The 15,611-nt window shown below is 60.6% G+C and carries 15 protein-coding genes; 10 read left to right on the forward strand and 5 right to left on the reverse strand.

The features are described 5' to 3' along the window. Positions 1–30 precede the first annotated feature (30 nt). Positions 31–897 (forward strand): transcriptional regulator CynR, encoded by an 867-nt coding sequence (cynR, locus tag ACUN0G_RS06325; protein WP_445572930.1) that lies wholly within the window; start codon positions 31–33, stop codon positions 895–897. Here cynR and ACUN0G_RS06330 read toward each other — a convergent pair. After that, entirely contained in the window at positions 872–1,648 is a 777-nt protein-coding gene (locus ACUN0G_RS06330) for a transporter substrate-binding domain-containing protein (RefSeq protein WP_421552389.1), read from the reverse strand. The genes cynR and ACUN0G_RS06330 overlap by 26 nt on opposite strands. Positions 1,649–2,035: 387 nt before the next feature. Here ACUN0G_RS06330 and ACUN0G_RS06335 point away from each other — a divergent pair, with 387 nt between their 5' ends. The 6 genes from ACUN0G_RS06335 (at position 2,036) to ACUN0G_RS06360 (ending at position 10,394) form a co-directional block, all read left to right on the forward strand. Further along, the gene (locus ACUN0G_RS06335) at positions 2,036–3,409 is read left to right on the forward strand and encodes a glutamine synthetase family protein (protein ID WP_445572931.1); all 1,374 of its coding nucleotides are present in this window, start codon (positions 2,036–2,038) and stop codon (positions 3,407–3,409) included. A gap of 144 nt (positions 3,410–3,553) precedes the next feature. Further along, positions 3,554–4,204 (forward strand): class I SAM-dependent methyltransferase, encoded by a 651-nt coding sequence (locus tag ACUN0G_RS06340; RefSeq protein ID WP_445572932.1) that lies wholly within the window; start codon positions 3,554–3,556, stop codon positions 4,202–4,204. A gap of 122 nt (positions 4,205–4,326) precedes the next feature. Next, the gene (gene rnd / locus ACUN0G_RS06345) at positions 4,327–5,460 is read left to right on the forward strand and encodes a ribonuclease D (RefSeq protein ID WP_063032544.1); all 1,134 of its coding nucleotides are present in this window, start codon (positions 4,327–4,329) and stop codon (positions 5,458–5,460) included. After that, on the forward strand, positions 5,457–5,750 hold the full coding sequence (locus ACUN0G_RS06350) for a YcgL domain-containing protein (RefSeq protein ID WP_003210667.1): 294 nt from the start codon (positions 5,457–5,459) through the stop codon (positions 5,748–5,750). The genes rnd and ACUN0G_RS06350 overlap by 4 nt, the downstream gene beginning before the upstream one ends. A 115-nt stretch (positions 5,751–5,865) precedes the next feature. Continuing rightward, positions 5,866–6,798, forward strand: coding sequence for a D-2-hydroxyacid dehydrogenase (locus ACUN0G_RS06355; RefSeq protein WP_445572933.1), 933 nt, complete (start codon positions 5,866–5,868; stop codon positions 6,796–6,798). 122 nt (positions 6,799–6,920) lie between these two features. Next, complete coding sequence (locus ACUN0G_RS06360; RefSeq protein ID WP_445572934.1) at positions 6,921–10,394, forward strand: OspG family effector kinase; 3,474 nt, start codon at positions 6,921–6,923, stop codon at positions 10,392–10,394. Between the two features lie 80 nt (positions 10,395–10,474). On the opposite strand, the gene ACUN0G_RS06365 is transcribed toward ACUN0G_RS06360, so the two are convergent. Then, positions 10,475–11,074 carry a nitroreductase family protein gene (locus tag ACUN0G_RS06365; RefSeq protein WP_421552385.1) on the reverse strand — a complete coding sequence of 200 codons (600 nt, stop codon included), beginning with the start codon at positions 11,072–11,074 and terminating at the stop codon, positions 10,475–10,477. Between the two features lie 153 nt (positions 11,075–11,227). On the opposite strand from ACUN0G_RS06365, the gene ACUN0G_RS06370 reads away from it, so the two are divergent. Together ACUN0G_RS06370 and ACUN0G_RS06375 are read left to right on the forward strand one after the other, a co-directional pair. Continuing rightward, complete coding sequence (locus tag ACUN0G_RS06370; RefSeq protein WP_010176530.1) at positions 11,228–11,677, forward strand: YcgN family cysteine cluster protein; 450 nt, start codon at positions 11,228–11,230, stop codon at positions 11,675–11,677. A 12-nt stretch (positions 11,678–11,689) separates the two neighbouring features. Continuing rightward, positions 11,690–12,925, forward strand: a complete 1,236-nt coding sequence (locus ACUN0G_RS06375) for a hypothetical protein (protein WP_445572935.1) — start codon at positions 11,690–11,692, stop codon at positions 12,923–12,925. A gap of 106 nt (positions 12,926–13,031) precedes the next feature. Here the strand turns inward: ACUN0G_RS06375 and ACUN0G_RS06380 are convergent, their stop codons facing one another. From ACUN0G_RS06380 to ACUN0G_RS06390, 3 genes are all read right to left on the reverse strand, one after another. After that, the gene (locus ACUN0G_RS06380; protein WP_258344219.1) at positions 13,032–13,382 is read right to left on the reverse strand and encodes a YgaP family membrane protein; all 351 of its coding nucleotides are present in this window, start codon (positions 13,380–13,382) and stop codon (positions 13,032–13,034) included. A gap of 69 nt (positions 13,383–13,451) precedes the next feature. Continuing rightward, a complete protein-coding gene (locus ACUN0G_RS06385) occupies positions 13,452–13,919 on the reverse strand; it encodes an RNA methyltransferase (protein WP_003210674.1) in 468 nt (155 codons plus the stop codon). A gap of 219 nt (positions 13,920–14,138) precedes the next feature. Then, positions 14,139–14,513, reverse strand: coding sequence for a YajD family HNH nuclease (locus tag ACUN0G_RS06390; protein ID WP_003210675.1), 375 nt, complete (start codon positions 14,511–14,513; stop codon positions 14,139–14,141). Between the two features lie 150 nt (positions 14,514–14,663). On the opposite strand from ACUN0G_RS06390, the gene ACUN0G_RS06395 reads away from it, so the two are divergent. Next, positions 14,664–15,578 carry a ParB/Srx family N-terminal domain-containing protein gene (locus ACUN0G_RS06395; RefSeq protein ID WP_445572936.1) on the forward strand — a complete coding sequence of 305 codons (915 nt, stop codon included), beginning with the start codon at positions 14,664–14,666 and terminating at the stop codon, positions 15,576–15,578. Positions 15,579–15,611 lie beyond the last annotated feature (33 nt).

Consider the following 15,611-nt stretch of genomic DNA (forward strand, 5'->3'; position numbering starts at 1 on the left):
TAAGTCATGCCTATAGTTGGAGCGCCACCCATGTTGCTGCGTCATATCCGCTACCTGTTGGCCGTCGCCGAGCACCGCAATTTCACCCGGGCCGCCGAGGCACTGCATGTGTCGCAACCGACCTTGTCGCAGCAGATCAAGCAACTGGAAGAAACCTTGGGCGCACCGCTGCTGGATCGCTCCGGTAGAAGCGTCAGCCTCACCGACGCGGGTGAGGCCTATGTGCGGTTTGCGCGCCTGGCGTTGCAGGATTTGCAGGCCGGCACCCGCGCCATGCATGACGTGCAGGACCTGAGCCGTGGCAGTCTGCGCCTGGCCATGACGCCGACGTTTACCGCTTACCTGATCGGGCCGTTGCTGGCGCGTTTTAACGGTTTGTACCCGGGCATAACGGTGAGCGTCGAGGAGCTGACCCAGGACCGCATGGAGGCAGCGCTGACGGAGGATTTACTGGATATCGGCATCGGGTTTACCGGCGAGCATCTGCCGGATATCGAGTGTGAAGGGGTGTTTGTCGAGGCGTTGAGTGTGGTGGTGAGTGCTGGCCATGCCGATATCGGCCAACAGTCGTGGCTTGAGCAACCGCTGGTGTTGCTGAACTCAGGCTTCGCCACGCGCCGCTATATCGACGAGTATTTTCGCAGTCAGGCGGTGAAACCGCTGATTGCCATGGAGGCCAATTCCATCAGCGCGATTATCGAAATCGTACGGAACACCCGCTTGGCGACCATCCTGCCCAGCGCGATTGCCCAGGTGCAGCCGGGTTTGCAGGCGGTGCCGCTAAGCCCGCCGTTGCCGCAACGCACGGCGGCGTTGCTCAGTCGCAAGGGAGGCTATCGCAGCGCCGCGTGCAGGGCGTTTGTCGAGCTGGTCAGGGCGCAGCCAACCACTGATTGATGATGCCGTCGTACACGCCGGTCACCGTGCTCAAGTGCAGCCACTGGTCCACATAACTCTTCCAGGCCACATCATCGCGAGGCAGTAAAAAGGCTTTCTCGCTGTATTGCATGTAGCGCTCGGGGTTCACTGCACACAGCCCCGGCTTGAGTTTTTGTTGATACCGCGCCTCGCTGGCGTCGGTGATCATCACGTCGGCCTTGTTGGCCAGCAGCTCTTCGAAGATCGTCACGTTGTCCGGGAACAACGTCAGCTGTGCCTTACCCAAGTGCGCCCGTGCGAACACTTCATTGGTACCGCCCGAAGGCTCGATCACCCGAACCTGCGGCTGGTTGATCTGCTCCACCGTCTGATAGCGCTGCACATCGGCGCAGCGCACCAGCGGGATTTTGCCGTCGACGCCCAATGGCTGGCTGAAAAATGCCTTCTTCTGCCGCTCGAGGGACACCGAAATACCGCCCACCGCAATATCACAGCGCTGGGCCAGGAAGTCCGGCATCAGGGTTTTCCAGGTGGTCGGCACCCACTTCACCTGCACCCCAAGGCTCTTGGCCAGGGATTGGGCCATGGCGATGTCGATGCCTTCATAGCCGCCGTCCGGGCGCAGATAGGTATAGGGCTTGTAGTCGCCGGTGGTGCAGACGGTCATTTCACCGCGTTGCAGCACTTCATCCAGGCGCGACACGGGGCTGTCGGCCAGGGCCTGGGCGGACAGGCCGGCCAGCAGGGAAAGGGTCAGCAAAGCTTTCATGCGGTCGGGTCCTTGGGCATGAGCAGGGGCGCCATTATTTGCAAATGTTTAGCCACGGCACAACCAAACTCCGTCAAGACTGGATTTAACGGCTTAACCTCGCGTGTGAGGCTGCCCGGCATCTCTTCATTGTGATTTGCGCATGGACGGTTCCCCCGACACACACCCTGAGACATCGCCAGGCGCTACTGCGTCCAGCCGTCCGGACCGTCGTCGGATCACCGCTGATGCGCTTCCCTCCGAGCTCGCCTTCTGGGCGCTGTGGCACTGCCGCCACGCACGCCCACCGGACACCTTTCTCCTACGTTGATTTTGCCCCATGGATGCCCCGCGCATCTGCCCGGCAGCGCCTGTGCGCCTGCCTGACGCGAACGTATGAGAATGCCCATGAGCACGCCCTTTGCCACCCTGCACGAAGCCCAATCCTTTCTTGAACAGAACCCGGATATCGAGATGTTCGAGTTGTTCATCGTCGACAACAACGGCGTGCCCCGGGGCAAGCTGTTGCACCGTGATGAACTGCTGGCGGTGTATGAAAGTGGCCGGCCGCTGCCGAGTACCATCCTCGGCCTGACCATCAATGGCGACGACGTAGAGAACTCCGGGCTGGTCTGGGAAGTCGGCGATATCGACTGCCGCGCCTACCCGGTCAGCGGCAGTTTGCAGCGCATGCCCTGGCGGCTGATTCCGACGGCGGCGGTGCAAGTCAGCATGCACCCTACCGAAGGCATGCCCGCCACCGTGGCCGATCCCCGGCACTTGCTGGCCAAGGTAATCGACGACCTCAAGGCCGACGGCTATTACCCGGTGATGGCGGCGGAGCTGGAGTTTTATTTGCTCGACCAGAAACCCGACAGCAACGGCCGCCCGCAACCGGCGCGGGATGTCGATGGCGGCCGACCGCGCTCGACCCAGGTCTACGGCCTGCGGGAGCTGGAACAGATCGAACCGTTTCTCGCCGACCTCTACAGCGCCTGCAAACTCCAGGGTATCCCGGCGCGCACGGCGATTTCCGAATACGCCCCGGGCCAGGTGGAAATCACCCTGGAACATCGCAGCGATGCCCTGCAAGCCATGGACGAGGCGGTGCGTTACAAACGGCTGGTCAAGGGCGTGGCCCACAAACACGGGATGACCGCGTGCTTCATGGCCAAGCCGTTTGATGACCTGGCTGGCACCGGCATGCACATGCACGTCAGCCTGGCGGACCGCGACGGCAATAACCTGTTTGCCAGCGACGCCCCCGACGGTACGCCGCTGTTGCGCCATGCGGTGGGCGGCATGCTCAGCACCTTGTTCGACTCGTTGCTGATGTTCTGCCCGAACGCCAACTCTTATCGGCGCTTCCAGACCAACAGCTACGCGCCGCTGGCCGCCACCTGGGGCGTGGACAACCGCACCGTTACACTGCGAGTGCCCGGCGGGCCGGCATTTTCCCGGCATATCGAACACCGTATCTGCGGCGCCGACGCCAATCCGTACCTCGCAGCGGCGGCGATTCTGGCGGGTATTCACCGGGGTATCCGCGAACAACGCGACCCCGGCGCGCCGGTGGAAGGCAACGGTTACGCCCAAGCCAAGGAGTTGTTGCCCACCGATTGGCTGACCACGTTGCGCGCACTCGAAGGTTCGGCCTGGGCACGGGAAGCGTTTGGCGGCGAATTCCTCGGCGTGTACCTGGCGGTCAAGCGGGCCGAGTACCGCCAGTTCATGGGCGAAGTGGGCGAACAGGACTGGCGCTGGTATTTGCATCAGGCCTGAAGATGAAGCCCTGATCACAGACAGTTAACGGACAGGCTGTGCGCCGGATACTGGTTCGGCATGAACGGTGAACAATCCTTCGACCTTTTTTTCACGAGTCAGTGGTTAAGCTGCGAATGTCTGGTCCATTAACAGAGTCGAGTGATGCCGTCGCAACCGCCGTCTTCCATCGAGATTGAATTTGCCGAACGCGCAGGCCAGGAGCATGCCCGGGTCTGCGCCGACACGCGCCCTCCGGGTTTGCTGCGGCGTCTGGGGTTTTGGCGCGATGAGCAGGTGGTGCGCCGTGCGCTGAAAATCGCCGGCGAGCCGGGGTTGATTCTTGACCTGGCGTGCGGCACGGGGCGCTTTTGGCCGGTACTGGCCGAGCACAGCAATCGGGTGATCCTCGCGTCGGACAACTCCCAGGACATGCTTGATCACGCCCGGACTCACCACGGGCCTGCCTTGCTCAAGCGGATCAAGACTTTCCAGGGCTCGGCGTTTTCCATCGGCCTGTCGGCCAACGCGGTGGACTGCATTTTTTGCATGGAGTTGTTTCGTCATGTGCCGACGGCTGAAGGGCGCCTGGCCCTGCTCGGTGAATTTCACCGGGTGAGTCGCGACACGGTGATCGTCTCGGTCAACAGTGACAGCGGCTACCGGGCTGTGCAGCCCCCATTGGCGGCAGTTGCCAGCCATCGAACGCAGGTGGAAGCGGAGTTTCGCCAGGCTGGTTTCAAGGTCCTCACTCAACAGGAATTTCTGCCCGGTTCGACCCTGTGGCGGGTCTATGTCCTGCGCAAGAGAGGATAAGTACCGGCTGTCGGACTATTCTTCAACTCCTGTAAGAGTTTTCATGGCGGATGCTGTACTGCGAATGCTCGCAACTCCCTTTCGCGATATATACTGCGCGCCATTCTTCAAGGGAGAGCCGTGTGGCCATCGATATTCACTGGATCTGCGACAACGATAGCCTCGGCCAGCACTGCGCCGAATGGCAGCAGTTGCCATTCGTCGCCCTCGACACCGAATTCATGCGGGTCGACACCTTTTATCCCATTGCCGGGCTGATCCAGATCGGTGATGGCGTTCGCGCTTATCTGATCGACCCCCTGACCATCGACAATTGGCAACCCTTGGCCGCCTTGCTGGAAAACCCGGCGGTGATCAAGGTGGTGCACGCCTGCAGCGAAGACCTGGAAGTGTTGCTGCGCCTGACCGGCAGCTTGCCGGTGCCGTTGTTCGACACCCAACTGGCGGCGGCGTATTTGAACCTCGGTTTTTCCATGGGCTATTCGCGGTTGGTGCAAGCTGTCCTCGATATCGACCTGCCCAAGGGTGAAACCCGTTCGGACTGGCTGCAGCGGCCATTGTCCGAGACGCAAATCAGCTACGCCGCCGAAGACGCGGTGCACCTGGCGGAAGTCTACACACGCCTGCGCCCGAAGCTTTCCGACGACAAATACGCCTGGGTCCTGGAAGACGGTGCCGAGTTGGTGGCCAACCTGCGCCGCGAAGTCGACCCGTACGAGGTCTACCGCGATGCCAAGCTGGCCTGGAAACTGTCCCGTGCCCAGCTCGCGGTACTGCGCGAGCTGTGCGCCTGGCGCGAGCAGCAAGCCCGTGCCCGGGACTTGCCGCGTAACCGGATCATTCGTGAACACTCGTTATGGCCCCTGGCCAAATCCCAGCCGGATAACCTCGCCGCGCTGGGCAAGATCGAAGACATGCACCCACGCACCGTGCGCCAGGACGGCGAGTTCCTGCTGGGCCTGATCAAGCGTGCCGGCAGCGTGCCCATGGACCAGTGGCCACCGGCGGTTGCCGAGCCATTGCCGGTGGACGCCGCCACGCTGATCAAGCAACTGCGCGCCCTGGGCCAGGCCGAGGCTGAACGCCTGGACATGGCGCCGGAACTGATGCTGCGCAAGAAAACCCTCGAAGCCCTGGTCAAGAGCGGCTACCCCGAGGGGCCATACCAATTGCCAGATTCGCTGCGTGGCTGGCGCCGCGAATTGATGGGCCAGGCGCTGCTGGACAGCCTGGCCACTGCCGGAGAACAGCCTTGAAACGTATCTGCTCCATCTATCGCAGCCTCAAACGAAACGAGATGTACCTCTATGTGCTGAAAAGCGATGCACTGGAGCGCGTGCCGGAAAGTCTGCTGGCCGCTTTCGGCAAGCCGCACCACGCCTTTGACCTGGTGCTGAGCCCGGAGCGCAAGCTGTCCCGCGAGGACATCACCGTGGTTCTGGAGAACCTCGAAAAGCAGGGTTACCACCTGCAAATGCCGCCGGCCGAGGACGAGTACATCGAACACTTGCCCGAAGAGCTGCTGCGACGTAATGACCCGATGTGATCGGTCAGTGCCCGTCCGGGGCACATCATCTATGGAATTCAATTTTTGGCGGTGGCCGCAACGGACAGTGAACTGCGCCGGCGGCCGCCTGCAGTGTTTTTGAAAGGTTTGAACCATGCGCGTTCTGATTGCTGAACACGATCACCCGCTGTACGCCCGGCTGCTGCGCGAAGCGGCGCCGGACCTTGAGGTCATGACCAGCGGCGACTCCGCTGAATTGTCGCGCCTGGCGGCCGACTGCCCGGTGTGGCTGGGCCAGCCGGACCTCCTGGCCACCTTGTTGCGCCAGGGCCATCAGCCACAATGGTTGCAGTCGACCTGGGCGGGCATCACGCCGCTGCTGGCCGAAGGCCTGCCCCGGGATTATCGCCTGACCCGCGCCGTAGGCATTTTTGGCCAGGTGATGGCCGAATACGTGCTGACCTACATGCTCGGTCATGAGCGTGAAGTGCTGGCACGCCTGGTCAGCCAGGTCGAGCGCAAGTGGGATAACCGCATGGGTCAGAGCCTGGCGGGGCGCAAGGTGCTGATCGTCGGTACCGGTGATATCGGCCGTAGCGTCGCGCAATTCCTGCTGCCGTTTGGTGTTGAGTTGTATGGCATCGCCAGCGAAGCCCGTGAGCAGGCGCCGTTTATCGAAGTCGCCGGTCTGGAACAGTTGCCGCGCCTGGTGGGCGAGGTGGACTACGTGGTCAACCTGCTGCCCAACACACCGAACACCCATGATTTGTACAATGCTGCGCTGTTCAAGCAATTCAAGCCGACCGGGTTGTTTATCAACGTCGGGCGCGGTGTGGCGGTGGTCGATGCGGACCTGGTGGAAGCGTTGAAAGAAGGCCATCTGGCCGGGGCGGTGATTGACGTTTGCCGTCAGGAGCCATTGCCCCAGCGCCATCCGTTCTGGACCGCCTGGGGGTTGCTGCTGACCGGGCACAGCTCGGCGCCGACTTCGCCGGGGATGATGGTGCGGTTGTTTGTCGAGAATTTGCGGGCGTACCAGGCGCAGGAAGCATTGCGCGGTGAAGTGAGTTTCGAGCGCGGTTACTGATAGCGCGACGGCCCGGCAACGCATGTTGTCGGGCGCTTACAAATTTCTGCAAACACTAATCAGGTGTCGGTTTTACAGGTCGTATGTGAGTCTCGTACCCCTCTTTAGATGGGTACATTCTCATGTTGAATGCTGGCACTGTGTCTCTCCCTCCACGGGTCACTCCGCAACTTTCCCTGCTTTCTACCGAGCCGGCGGCGGTCCCTCTATTGCCCTCTGCTCTGGGTGCCGCGACCGATTTCAACACGCAAGCCCGCGCCCCAGTTCCCCGGCAATCCGGTCTCACCGCGGCGTTGGGCGACCGCGAGAATCTGCGGACACTGGGCCAGAAGCTCAACGCAATCGCCAGCCGCCTTGGCGTGAATGCCAGCCCTCAAGCGGTGCTGGCTGCGCTGCAAACGACACCGATGCAAATACACCCCGACTCGTCCTACCCGATCCAGGCGGGTAAAGCGGCGACGGTAGAGGCCTTTCTCAGAAGTATCGGCTTGGGGTTGCCCACCAATCATTTTCAACTGACCGGTCATGCCCATGCGGTGAGTGACAGGGCACTGGAGCATCCGCTCGGCAATTTTGGCGGCGGGTTGTCCTGGCCTGTTCCCATGAGCGCCGGTGAACAGCGCAGGGTGCTGGCGGCGGCTACCGACCATGGCAGCCAGAACCCCAATGCACCGCACATCGGCGCAAGCGTGGGTGTACTGGAATATCTGAACGCGAACCAGCCGTTGTCGGGCGAGGCATTGACTGATCCTGCCAAGGCACTCGAAACCCTCGTCAGCTCCACCCGCGGGCAGGCACTGGGGCAAGCCATCCGGGATCAGCTCGGGGGCGTCGCCACCGACGCCAGCGTGAACGAATACGCACTGAGCGCAATCCACCTGCTGCTGGATCCCGAGTCCATTACGGCGCCGCACCGAAACCGTGTGGCAGGTTTCGACCTCGCGCAACACGCCCACTGGGGCAGGCCGGCTTCGACAGTGCTCGAGCGCCTGAGCACTTACCTGCACGAAAATCACAAGACCAGTCCCGAGATGGCCAAGGCCGGCGCCTATTTGTTACTGACACGAAAGGCGCCCGAGTTTTTGATCAAGGACATTCCCGACCGCGTGACTTACGGCAGCCCGGCCTGGGTAAGCCTCGCGGTCGCAGCCGCGGCCATAGAAGCACAGTTCCCCGGGAAGGTGGCGCACATGACCTTTGCCCAGGTCATGTCCAGCGCTGAAAACGCGATCGTGACGAATCGAGCGGCCGCCGAACACGCACAGAAGGCGGCACTGGTGGACTGGGCCGTGGCCAACGGGATTGTCACTCGGCAGCCCAGTGATAGTTACAGCGACGTCGAGATAGACCGTGCAAGGACGGCATTCAACGCACAACTGAAGTCGACGCTTGCCGCTACCGGCTTATTGGAAGCCGATATTCCGAGCCGTAAGGACATTGCGCTGGCCCACCTGAAAGAGCGGTTTGGCGAGCACGTACCCTTTGAAGATAAACGACTGAAGGTCGTTGAATCGAAACAACCCTCAGCCCAACCGCTTTACGATCCGAACCGGGCACCCGCCGGGCTTTACTCGTTGTTGGACATCGCCATGAGCGGACTTGGCCAATACACATGGGACACCAGGGACCCGCACATTGCCGAGGCGATCAAAGGCAAGAGCCTTGAGTTCAGCGTGAACAAAGTCTTCAACGAACAGTTCGAACAAGCGATCACCTCTCGCAAGCAAGGGGTTCGCAGCGCCGTCAAGCACCTTGTCGCAACACTTCCATTGGCCGACAGAGAAAATCTGGAGTTTGGAAAACTCGAGTTTTTTCAGAAAAACACCTATGAACTTGGCCTCGACTTCACCTCCAAAAAAAAAGGGGGGGCGGACAATAAGTTGTGGGTCAAGGCGACCGGAAGAAATAGCGACACCGTTTATGAAATTGACTTGAAAGCAGGTGTAATCAAGGCCGTGCCTGCCTCTGAATTAACAACAAAGCGGGAGCGGCAAGCCAACAAAATGTTCAAGACGGAGCCCTTTAAACCCAAGACCGTGAGTGAGGCTGCCTTTGGACCGAAAAACCAGGAGGGCTTATCGACGCCACCCGTCAGTTTTTCCAGTACGCGAACGCAGCACATCGCCGACGCTTTTGTTGAGCACCTCGATCTTGATAGTGATGACATCAGGGGTTATGCCCGGGGCGTGACCTCGTTCGATAAACAAATGGCAACCGAGTGGAACGTCACCAACTTTTTTCTCGACCTGATTCCGCTTAGGTCAGCCATTGCGAACTTTTCCAAGGGCAACCACCTGGAAGGTGCCAGTGACCTGGCGCTGGATGTCTTTGGTTTCGTCACGGCGGGCGCGGGTGTGGCGGCGAAGGTGACGAAGGCTGGGGCCAAGGTCGCCGGCGCTGCCGCCAAGGCCATTCAAGTGGCAAAAGTCATCGGTGTGGCTGCCATTCAGGCATTCAACCCGTTGGATGGCTTCAGCGATCTGGTCGCTGGCAGTGCCCGGCTGCTGGGCAAAGGCGCCAGCTTTGTACGCGCGACGGGTTCAGAGGTGGTCAACAAGCTCAAGGGCGCGAGCGGCAGCTACGACCTGTTGAAAGCGGCCAGCAAACACTATGACGCAGCGGCGACGGGTAGTTTCAAGGTCGCCGGGCAAAACGTTGATGGAGGTGCGGTACTCCAGAACGGTCGATGGTATGCGTTTGATGTGGACAGGGTGCGGCCGTACGGCAGCCCTCTTGAAGGTTTCACCGCAAAAACGAGTGCGATGGATGGCGCGATTATCACGACGCCTGCCGAGTCGGGCGGCGCCCTGAACAACCGGTTGTTTGACGACTACAGCGTGGCTGAATCGAAAATTGCCGGGCTTGCGCGCAACAGTCAGGGGATCTATACGGCGGCAGACGGTCACGTGTCTCATATCCGCCATACCGATACCGCCGGCAACACGGCGGTCTACGAAGTGCGCCAAGTGACTCGCACCGCCGACGGTGCCGTGCAGGCACGGATTTATCACAATAACCGGCAAACGCCGCTGCTGGTGCAGCACCTTCAGGGGGATCAATGGCAGCGCCTGGGTGCCCGCGGCGGCACCCCGCCTTCGGTGGCATCAGACCTGGGCTCGAAAATTGGCGGAGGCGGTGAGGGGACGATCTACGAAAGTCTCGACGGGAAAAGTGTTTATAAGGACTATGGCCCTTCATCCATGACGGCTGCCGACGACGTTGTCGATAACGAGACCCTGTGCCTGAACAGCTATTACGGTGACGGCTTTGCAACGACGATATTTGAGAATGGTCGTCGTTATTTGAAGATGGGCAAACTGGACGGAGTGGATGTTAATACCCTGGCGAGGGGAAGTTTGCCCCCAGAGGCGCGGCTTTTACTGGATGACGCATTTCGGCTCATGGAACAGAAAAATCTTTACCACAACGATCTGCAACTGAGAAATTTCCTGTATTCGGCGAAGGATAATAAAATTTATCCAGTGGACTTGAACGCAAACGGGCTTGAAGACATGACACCGTTTCTCGCCAGTTTGTACAAGCGTGATAGAGACGAGCTGCGCAGGGCCTATTACGCGCTGATCGCCAAGGCGTAGCTAAACTTGTGGTGGGTGTACCCTGCTGTGATCGCAGCAGCAGGGTTTTGAAGTGACCATCAACGGCTGTCAGAGCGTGCTCAGTCCTGGTGATTGAAGTCGCCTTCGGACACCAGCTCGTTCAATGGACGACGCGGGCTCGGGGTTTCCCGGGCTTGCAGGTAGTCGGCCAGGGTCGATTTGTCGCCGAGCTTGCCAATCGCCACCGCAGCGTGCAGGGCGTAACCTTCAGGAATCTTCAGTTCCTTGCGGGTCAGTTCCTGGTCGAAGCCGGCCATGCCGTGGGTGTGCCAGCCGCTGAGGCTGGCTTGCAGCGCCAGGTGGCCCCACGCCGAGCCGGTGTCAAAGGTGTGCCACAGCGCCGGGGTTTCTTCGGTGGCGCCGGGGACGGTGAAGGTCGTCTTCGACGCGACGATCACCAGGGCCGAGGCATGCTGCGCCCAGCCACGGTTGAATTCGTTCAGCAGGCCCAGGAAACGCTCCCAGTTCGGCGTGTCACGACGGGCGTAGAGAAACCGCCACGGCTGCGAGTTGTACGCCGAAGGTGACCAGCGCGCGGCTTCGAAGAAGCTCAACAGGGTGTCCACCGGGATGCTTTCGCCGGTGAAGGCGCGCGGCGACCAGCGGTCGGTAAATTGTGGGTGGATCGGGTAGTCGGCGACGCGAGGGTTGCTGCTCATTGGGCTGATCCTGATGAAAAACCGGTGTTCAAAACTACTTCGCCGCCGGGTGGCTGACAAGTCTTGTTCTACCGACAGTCGTAAGCGCTTGGCCCCGGGAGCCATGGGCACTAGACTGGCGGCCTTTTAACATACCGATATTGATGTAGAGCCATGGCCGCCAAAGTCGAACCTTTCTGGATCCGCAAAACCCTCGAACAACTCGACCAGGATGAGTGGGAGTCGTTGTGCGATGGCTGCGGCCTGTGCTGCCTGCAAAAGCTCGAGGATGAAGACGACAACAGCGTCTACTACACGCGTATCGCCTGCAAACTGCTGGACCTGAAAACCTGCCAGTGCACCGATTACCCCAACCGTCGCGACTCGGTGCCCGATTGCATCCAGCTCACTCCGGGCCAGGCCGACCAGTTCAAATGGCTGCCCCCCACGTGTGGTTACCGGCTGGTGAGTGAGCGCAAGGACTTGCCGTTGTGGCACCACCTGGTCTGCGGCGATCGCGACGCCGTGCACCAGGAACGCATTTCCCAGTCCGGGCGCATGCTCAGCGAAGGCAGCGTGCCCGAGGACGACTGGGAGGATTACCTGATTTTTCGCGCAGGCTGAAAAGGAGTGTGTATGACGGTTGGAGCCAGGCTGGCGGCAAGCCTGCTGTTGTTGGCATTGAGTACGTCGGCTTGGGCGAAGAAAGTCGACCTGGACTACCACGTCAAGCTGCTGCCCCAAACTGATCAGGCAGAGGTACGCGTGAGCCTGTCCCAGGGCTCGGCGGTGCGCAGCCTCAACTTCGACCTGGGCCGCGACGGCGACTACAGCGACTTCAAGGCCGATGGCCAGTGGCAAGTGTTGCCGGGCAATACGTCGGGCGCCAGCCGTGGCCTGTGGCAACCCAGTGCCGACAAGGCCAGCCTGACCTACCGTGTTCGCCTGACCCATGCCCGCAAGAAGGGCGTTTACGAAGCACGCATGACCCCGAGCTGGGCGCTGTTTCGTGGCGAAGACCTGGTGCCCACCGCGCGCCTGGATCAGCAGGACGGCGTTGAACTGGTGTCGCGCCTGGTGTTTGAACTGCCTGCCGGCTGGAAGAGCGTCGAGACGTCCTGGCCGCGCATCGGCAAGAACAAATTCCGCATTGATAACGTGTCCCGCCTGTTTGACCGGCCCACCGGCTGGATGCTCGCAGGTACGTTGGGCAGCCGCAGGATGCGCCTGGGGGAAACCGAAATCACCGTGGCGTCGCCCAAAGGGCAGGGCATGCATCGCATGGATGTGCTGACCTTGCTGACGTTTGTCTGGCCGCAAGTGCAAGCGGCATTCCCGCGGCACCCGGCGAAACTCCTGGTGGTGGGCGCCAGTGACCCGATGCGCCACGGTGCATACTCGGCGCGGGACTCGATCTACCTCAACAGCCGTACGCCGCTGGTCAGCGAAAACGGCAGCAGCCCATTGATCCGTGAAGTGGTGCAGGCCATCGGTCGCTTCAACGACCAGCAGGGCAGCGATTGGATCAGCGAAGGCTTGGCGCAGTATTACGCCATCGAACTGATGCGCCGTGCTGGCGGCATCAGTGACGATCGTTACGCCGCCATACAGGCCCGGCTGGCCAAGGAAGGCAAGGACGTAACCACCCTGCGGGTCGAGCACGCCAACGGCGAGACGGTGTCACGGGCGGTGGTGCTGTTGCAGGAGCTGGACCGCGAGATTCGTGTGAAAACCCACAACAAGCGTTCGCTGGATGATTTGACCCAGGCGGTGATGCGCTTGAACAGCATCAGCACAAAGGAATTCGTGCAGCTGGGGGAAAGCATCATCGGCGAGTCGTCGGTAGTACTCGATACCAAACTGCTGCACTGAAACCAAGGTGGGAGCGGGCTTGCTCGCGAAAGCGCTGTATCAGAAACACATTCAGTGACTGACACTGCGCTTTCGCGAGCAAGCCCGCTCCCACATTTGATCGGGGTTAACCCACAGTTTTGCTGGCGTTTTCAGCCGCCACTTCCGCCTTGGTCTTGAGGTTTTTCAGTTCCTCACCGGCGCGTTCGATCTTGGTCCGCACGCTGTTCATTTCCTGGCGGCTGCGCTCCAACAACTCTTTCGCCGAGCTATGCCCGCTGATCCCGCGTGCCAGCGCCACGCCGCCAATCGCTACCTGGATCAAACCGAAAAAGCCGCCACGGCGCAGGCCTTTGCCCATCATCACCACACCGCCGGCCAGGGAGCCGATGCGTTCCCAGCCCTGGACGTTTTGCGTGGGCTGGCGCTCGAACGGCGTGGACCGGATAACGGGTCGCAGGGTTTTGCTGTCGCTCATGATCTGTCTCCAACAAGGGCTGATTGATATGCAGCTGACTGCACACAGGCCGCGGATGTTCCCAAAAAATCAGTATTTGGGGCCCGAACGGGTGTTGTTGCCCTTGGCCAGACGGTCGTAAAGCACTACGTTGACGGTGGCGGCGAGGTTCATGCAACCGGTGGTCGGGATGTAGATCACGTCTTCACACCAGTCGCGAATCTCCTTGTCGAGGGAGCCGTCTTCCGGGCCGAAGATATACAGTGCACGGTCGGGGTGGGTGTACTCGGGGAGAGGGCGGGCGCCTTCCACCAGCTCGACGGCGACGGGGATGCAGCCCAGGGGCAGGATCTTTTTCAGGTCGTCGATACCGATCAGCGGAATGTCGTGGTGGACCTTCTTGGTGTCGGTAATAAAGTCCCGGGCCCGCTCATAGCGCTTGCCGGTGTAGAACACCGAGGCCACGCCGTAGCAGCCGGCGGCGCGCATCACCGAACCAACGTTTTCGGGGGATTTGGGGTTGTACAGACCGATGCAACTGTAGCGTTTATTGCCCACGGGAAAGGGTGCCTTCGAGAAAAGCGGCGATTATACGGGGATTGCTCGAAAGGCGGTCAGTTTGAACGGCACGTGTTGCAACACTGTGGCGAGGGAGCTTGCTGTGGCGAGGGAGCTTGCTCCCGCTGGGCTGCGTAGCGGCCCCAGGTTTTTTGGGAGCGCTTCGCACTCCAGCGGGAGCAAGCTCCCTCGCCACAGCAGGTCGTTCATTACATCGCTTCAGTCGTCTTTCTTCATCAACCCGGCCAACGCCGCAAACGGGTTGTGCGTCGCCTTGGCAATCGTCGGGCTGCTGGTGGAGCCTTCGCCGAAATACTGCTGGTCGGTATAGCGCGAGTGTTCGTTGTCGTGGCAATACAGGCACAGCAACTCCCAGTTGGAGCCGTCTTGGGGGTTGTCGTCATGGTTGTGGTTGCGGTGGTGCACGGTCAGTTCGCTCAGGCGCTTGCCGGCGAATTCACGGGCGCAGCGGCCGCACACGTGGGGGTACATCTTCAGGGCTTTGTCGCGGTAGCCCATTTCCCGGTCGCGCTGGGCATCGGCGAGGATGCGGTCCAGCTTGGCGGTGTGGGAGGGCGGGTTGGTCGAGCTCATCATGGCTCCTGTCTTTTAGTGGATCACGGATAGCGTTGATTCTAGCTGCTTGCGGGGCAATAAACCTCTGGCTTTTTCAGCGGCAGTACAAGCAGGTGTTGGGGGATTGTTTGTAGTATCGGTGAACTGAATTCATAAGGAGCGGTACTCATGCGGATGCATACAGGATGGTGGGCGTTGCTGTTATTCGCCGTCAGCGTTCAAACCCAGGCGTTTTCCACGCCCCAGCCGGGCCAGGTGATTGATGTGGCACTGGAGCAGCTCCATCCGACCCAGGCGGTGATCGGCTTTGATCAGATCCATTACAAGCTGGGGGTGTTTGCCGAATCCCCCAAGAAGGTGTTCGACGAATACTGTGAAACCAATGGCCAGGGCGAAGCCGGCAAGGTGCCTAAAGATGCCGACCTGCATAAACCAGGCAGCTTTACCTGCAAAGACCCGGTGGGTACTCACCTGGCGGACATGAAAACCGTGGTGGTCGGCCCCGCTGGCCAGTTGTACCTCACTGACGGCCACCATTCGTTCAGCACGTTGTGGGAGCAGCCAGGGGCCGGCGCCAAACTGAAAATGTGGGTGCGGGTTACTGATAACTTCAGCGATAGCCCGGACCTGGCTACGTTCTGGAAGCGCATGGAGCAGGACCGCAAGGTCTGGCTCAAGGACGGCCAGGGCAAAGCCATCACCCCTGAGCAGATTCCGGCGCACTTGGGTTTCAAGAGCCTCGGCGACGATAGGTTCCGCAGCCTGGTGTATTTCTCCCGCAAGGCTTCCTACGGCAAACCGACCTCCGGTGCGGTGGTGCCGGAATTCCTGGAGTTTTATTGGGGCGGCTGGTTACGCACGCAGATTGATCTGAATGCTTTCAACCTGAACAAGCGAGGCGGGTATGAAAAAGCTATCGAGGCGTTAGCTACGCGCATGGTCAGCCTGGCGCCCGATGTGCCGGTAGGGGACAGCGGTTTCAGTGCCGGGCAACTGGGCGGTTTCACCACGCTTAATCGCAAAGAGCTAAACAATACGTTCGAAAAGAAAGTGCCCTACGTTATCGACAGTAGAGGCAAGTAGTTGACGATTGGGCAGGGGCGGCCTCGTGCCGCC

The sequence above is a fragment of the Pseudomonas sp. 32A genome, from assembly GCF_052682255.1.